Consider the following 5,676-nt stretch of genomic DNA (forward strand, 5'->3'; position numbering starts at 1 on the left):
GGAGGATGTGTGCGTGGGCGATCTGAAAACCTATGCCGCATATCTGAGAGGTCTCAAGGCCATCGACGAAGAAAACGGCTTTCATTACTAATTGATATTCAGAAGGAATGAGCCATGATTAATATTTTAATAAGCGGCATCCTCAGAGGCGGCATGTATGTGCTGATTGCGCTGGGCCTCGCACTGGTATACGGTGTAATGGGCATTCCCAACTTCGCCCACGGCGAGTACTATTTATTCGGTGCGTATGCCACATATTTCGCATTTACAGCTTTTGGCTGGCCACCGTCCATCGCCATTCTTTTCGCAGCAGTGGTGGGGTTTGTTCTGGGTGCGCTGATTGAGAAAATAACCTTCTCTCCCCTGCGCAAACGGAATACTGGCGACTGGGTAACCAACGCCTTCATGATAGGCGCCGGCATTCAGCTGATTATACAAAATGGTGCGCAGTACATTTTCTCAGCAAATTATTTTGGCGTGGAAAAGCTTTGGGACGGCAATGTCAAAATTGGCAGCTTTAATGTCTCTTATGACCGTATTATTGCCTTTGGTATTGCAATGGTTACGCTGGCTGTTTTCTGGCTGTTTCTCAAAAAGACCAAAACGGGTATTTCCATTCTTGCCGTTGCAGACGATGAAACCGGCGCCATGCTGATGGGCGTGGATATTAAAAAAATCCACACGCTTACCTATGCTTTGAGCTGTATGCTTGCCGCTCTTGCAGGCGGCGCATTGATTTCCATTACTCCCGCTTATCCGACCATGGGCACCGCCCCCAACCTTGCGGCGTGGTTCACTGTCATTCTGGTAGGCGTGGGCAACCTGAGTGCCGTCATTGTAGGCGGCTTTATGGTGGGTCTGATTGAAGTTGCCTCCACGTATCTTGTGGGTGCTGCATGGCAGAATGTCATTTCGCTTTCAGTAATCATTCTGATACTGCTGTTCAAGCCAGCCGGCTTGTTCGGCCGCAAGCAGAAGGTATGACGGGAGGATATTATGGAAAAATTTAATGGATTTTATCGTAAATTTTCTGGGCCTCTCAGCAAAGTGGGGCTCTCTCCCATCAGTCTGGTTGCGTTTATTTTAATCGGGTTATTCCCATTCTTTTCTCCAAACGAGTACTATACCAAACTCGGCGTCACCTGCCTGATTTGGGGAACGCTGGCCATGGGCTTCGATTTCTCCGTCGGTTATATCAACGTATCCAACTGGGGATATGCAGCTCTGATGGGAATGGGTGCCTATCTGTCCGCCCTAATGAATCAGTATTTCGGCGTAAGCCCCTGGATTGGCATGCTTCTGGGCGGAATCATGGCGGCCTTGCTGGGTCTTTTGATTGCTCTGCTCACGATGAAAATGGACGCCATGTTCGCAGCTCTTCTGGCGTGGTTCGTTGGCATTGTGCTTCAGAACATCATTGCAGCTGTCCCGGACATCACAAGAGGCGCCATGGGTCTGAATGTCACGCAGTTGTTCTCTACACCGTGGGCCAAGCCCTATTTCTACGTGATATTTGTCATCTGCCTGATTACCTTCTGCGCCCTGAGAAAGATCGTTGACTCCCGGTTTGGCCTGTCCTTCCGGGCGCTTGGCCAGGATATTGAAGCGGCAAAGGCCGTCGGTATCAGTCCGCTGAAGTACCGGACCATCAACTTCGTTGTCTCCTGTTTCATTGCAGGAATTGTCGGCGGCTTCTACGGTCACTATGTCGGCGTGCTTTCCCCCAACGTGCTTGGCACAAAGAATGTGGTGCAGATTCTGGTGCTGGCCTATATCGGCGGACGCGGAAGCATTTGGGGTCCACTGCTTGCAAGCTTTATCATTATGCCTGTTTTTGAGGCCATGAACAGTCTGGTAGAAATTAAGTACATTATCTATGGCCTGCTGTTGATTGTGTCCATGATTTACTTCCCCGGCGGTCTCTGCAAAATTCCGGAAAAGGTCAAATCCTTGGCAGCAGATCGGAAAGCCGACAAGGCCTCTCATGCTGCCAAGGCATGATAAGACAAATTTAATGAAGGGGAGATTTACTATGAAAAAGAAGACCAGCATGATCCTTGCCATCGCACTGATCCTTTCTCTTGCGCTTTCCGCCTGCGGTGGCAGCAGCAGTTCCGGCGGGGCGGCAGACGGCGAGAAGGTTTTGAAAGTTGCTGTTGGCTGCTCTCTGACTGGCACAGGTGCAAAAGCCGGCACCGCCTTTGAGGAAGCAACCAAAATGGCCTTCGAAGAGATCGACTATAAGGTCGGCGATTATACGATTCAGCCGATCATCGTCGATCTGACCGATGACCCCGAAAAGGGCGCCCTGGCCCTTGAGCAGGCCATTGTGAAGGACGGCGCACAGGTCGCGATGCAGGGCTGGTTCACTACCATTGCCATGTCGACCATGGATGTGGCCGCCAAATACCAGATCCCCTATATGTTCAACTACGGCGCAGGCCAGGCCCTTGACGAAAAGTGGGCAACCGATCCTGAGAAGTACAGCTACTACATCGGCAAAATGTACCCCACCACGGACTTCATCGCAGAGGAGTACCGCGACGTTTTCAACAATGCCTTTGAAAGCGGCCAGCTGACCGGCGAAAAGACCATTGCCATCTACGGTGAGGACACCGACTGGGGCCATTCACTGGGTGACAACTTCAAGACGTACTTCGGCGATGCAGGCTATGAGATCGTATATAACGAATACTTTGCCGCCGGCACAACGGATCTCTATGCAGTGCTCTCCAAGATTCAGTCCACCGGTGCATCCATCGTCGCCGGCACCATCAATACTCCGGCCACGGCGGCTGCTTTCCTGAAGCAGGCCAAGGAAATCGGCCTTGATTCTGCAATTATCTGCCACTCCCTGAATGAGAATGCAGACTGGCACGATCTTTGCGGCGACGCTGCAGAGGGCGTGTTCGACCAGCTTCCCGGCTATGTAGACGAGCGCGGCGCTGAGTTTGAGGCCCGCTGGAAAGAGCGGATGGGTTATGATGCATCTGTCGCCTGCGAGAGCGTTGCTTATGACTGCGCCCTCTGCTTCATTGACATGCTACAGGATTGCTACGACATGTACGGCGTCCTTGACTCTGAAACCATCTACAAGTTCGGCTGTGAAGAAGTCCAGACTGGGAACTGGGTGTTTGAGAACTCTATTATGCAGGCCGCCTATAAGTGGGAGCCCGGCAGACTCTCTCCCGTGGTCGGCGAGGATGCATTCTACTATCCGCTGGGTCAGGTTCAGAACGGCCAGTTTGTTGCCGTGTGGCCCAACTCCCGCGCAGCGGCAGATGCCATTTTCTGATTTGTAAGGCCACAGCTTCCTGTCTGTCGTATTTTTCCTGAACAGCCCCACGGTTTTCCAGCGGGCAGATATTCCATGGAGGCATCTATCAGGAGCGTGTTGTGCCGGGTACCTCATCCGGTCCCGAATCAACCATGAGTGCCTTGGCGCAGCCCTACCGGCTGCCGCCGGGCTGGAAACGGATTCACCACAGAGCGGCTGGCAAGCTGCAAACAGATTCAAGGCGGCGGAAAGGCCGCTCTGTGGCCGCCTTTCCCTCTTTCCATTGAAAATTTCATTCCAGCGATAACAAACAGCGATTAGAAATACATTTGATTTCCCGCTTCCCAGCCCCCATCACCAAAAGAGCGCTTCTTTATTAATGAGCAGCGACACACCGCAGCCTCTATTCCTATGATGAGAATGAGAAGCAAATCTACAGATTCAGCGGGTTTATGCCGCTTTACACGCAGATAAAAGGAGATATTTTTCAATCCGCGTCCGACACGGCAAAACTTGCATGGACGTGCAGCGCGCTTCTTTCAAGCAATATAAGTTTTAAATGAGCAACGACGGATGGAAACCGGCCCTGCCTGTGACGGTATGGGGCGGAAGCCCGTACCTGCCGCTTGCTTTTTTCCCCAACGAAAATTTCTCTCAGCGAAGTACCGAAAATTGCTGACCCGACATTTCAAAAGTGCTTGAGTTTCGAACACATCTGCGGGCCGTTCCCGGCAATGGCAGCCCGTACATAAATAATTGGAAAGCAGGTGCCAATTTTGATATTACGCACAGAAGGAGTAACCAAGTGTTTTGGTGGCCTGACAGCCGTAAACAACGTATCTCTGGAAGTTAACAAAGGTGAGATCATCGGAATCATTGGACCAAACGGCGCAGGCAAAACCACATTCTTGAACTGCATCTCCGGCTTTTATGCTCCCACAAAGGGAAAAATTTATTTCAATGATGAAGATATTACCGGCATGACCTCCTATGATCTCTGCCGGAAGGGCATCTCCCGCACATTCCAAATTGTACGTTCCTTCCCTAAAATGACCGCCCTGGATAATGTTAAAACAGCCATTATTTACGGCGGCGGAGAAAAGGTAAAGGATCCTGATCAAAAAGCCCATGAGCTGCTGGACGAGGTGGGCTTTGCAGTGTCACACGATACGATCGCTGAGACGCTGAACACGATGCAGCTAAAGCGTTTGATGCTGGCAAGAGCCATTGCCACCAAATGCGAGCTGTTGTTGCTGGATGAGGTTGCAGCGGGCCTGACCACCGCAGAGCTTCCGGATTTTATTTCTCTGGTAAAGCAAATCCGGGACAGCGGCGTTACGATTATCTGCATTGAGCACGTGATGAAGTTTATCACCGATACCTGTGACCGGGTCATCGTCATCAACTTCGGAGAGAAAATCGCAGAGGGAACTGCGAAGGAAGTTCTGAACAATCCGCTTGTGATTGAGAGCTATCTCGGAAAAGAGGATGAAGTACCATGCTGAAATTAGAAAACGTTTGTGCGGGCTATGGAAAGCTGGATGTTCTCTGGGATGTCAGCTGTGAAGTCAATGAGGGTGAGTTCGTTGCCATTGTGGGCCCCAATGGTGCCGGCAAAACCACCACCATGCGGGCAATCAGTGGTATGATTCGGCCCAAGAGCGGTTCCATTGTTTTCAATAATGAACATCTGGAAAACAAATCCATGAAGCAGATTCATGATTTGGGCGTGAGTTTTGTAACGGACGGCGGCAACCTTTTTTCCGGCATGACAGTAAAAGAAAACCTATTGATGGGCGCCCTTAATATAAAGGATAAGTCCAAGAAGGCCGAGCTCACGGAAAAGGTCATTGGCCTTTTCCCCCGCCTTGGCGAGCGGCTGAACCAGCAGGCCGGCCTGATGAGCGGCGGCGAGCGCAAAATGCTGGGTATTGCAAGAGGTCTGATGTCTGAGCCGAAGCTGATGCTGGTGGATGAGCCCTCCCTGGGTCTTGCTCCCTCAGTGGTTCTGGACGTCTTCAGAACGCTGAAGGGCTTGACGAACGAAGGCGTCATTATTCTTCTCGTGGAGCAAAACGTCAATACCACGCTCAAGATTGTAGACCGGGCGTACATTCTTGAAAAAGGTGTCATCAACGGCCAGGGTACCAGCGCGGAGCTGCTGGCCAGCGATTACGTTCAGAAGATGTATTTGGGAATTGAGTAATCTCAGGCACCGCAGTTCCCCCCCCATCCTGTTTCTGCAATTTCATTCGCATCTGTGCTAGAGCGTTCTTGGCTCCAACAGATCATATAAAACAAAACGGAGGCAAAGGAAAATGATTGGCAACAAGGTAATTTTCAGGAAAATGATGACAGCGGAAAACGATGGTCATTATCTTGGCAACCTGATCAACGGC

General features: G+C 51.1%; 5 protein-coding genes. All 5 read left to right on the forward strand.

All coding sequences use genetic code 11. The annotated features are described in order from the left end of the window. Positions 1 to 114: 114 nt before the first annotated feature. The 5 genes from BMZ81_RS13740 (at position 115) to BMZ81_RS13760 (ending at position 5,483) form a co-directional block, all read left to right on the forward strand. Entirely contained in the window at positions 115 to 984 is an 870-nt protein-coding gene (locus tag BMZ81_RS13740; protein WP_091133082.1) for a branched-chain amino acid ABC transporter permease, read from the forward strand. 12 nt (positions 985 to 996) lie between these two features. After that, the gene (locus BMZ81_RS13745) at positions 997 to 2,001 is read left to right on the forward strand and encodes a branched-chain amino acid ABC transporter permease (RefSeq protein WP_091133084.1); all 1,005 of its coding nucleotides are present in this window, start codon (positions 997 to 999) and stop codon (positions 1,999 to 2,001) included. Positions 2,002 to 2,032: 31 nt separating this feature from the next. Beyond that, a complete protein-coding gene (locus BMZ81_RS13750; RefSeq protein WP_177187331.1) occupies positions 2,033 to 3,295 on the forward strand; it encodes an ABC transporter substrate-binding protein in 1,263 nt (420 codons plus the stop codon). Positions 3,296 to 4,053: 758 nt separating this feature from the next. Next, complete coding sequence (locus BMZ81_RS13755; protein WP_091133088.1) at positions 4,054 to 4,782, forward strand: ABC transporter ATP-binding protein; 729 nt, start codon at positions 4,054 to 4,056, stop codon at positions 4,780 to 4,782. Beyond that, positions 4,776 to 5,483 (forward strand): ABC transporter ATP-binding protein, encoded by a 708-nt coding sequence (locus BMZ81_RS13760; RefSeq protein ID WP_091133090.1) that lies wholly within the window; start codon positions 4,776 to 4,778, stop codon positions 5,481 to 5,483. The genes BMZ81_RS13755 and BMZ81_RS13760 overlap by 7 nt, the downstream gene beginning before the upstream one ends. Positions 5,484 to 5,676 lie beyond the last annotated feature (193 nt).

The sequence above is a fragment of the Oscillibacter sp. PC13 genome (genome assembly GCF_900115635.1).
In the GTDB taxonomy this organism is placed as follows: domain Bacteria; phylum Bacillota; class Clostridia; order Oscillospirales; family Oscillospiraceae; genus Oscillibacter.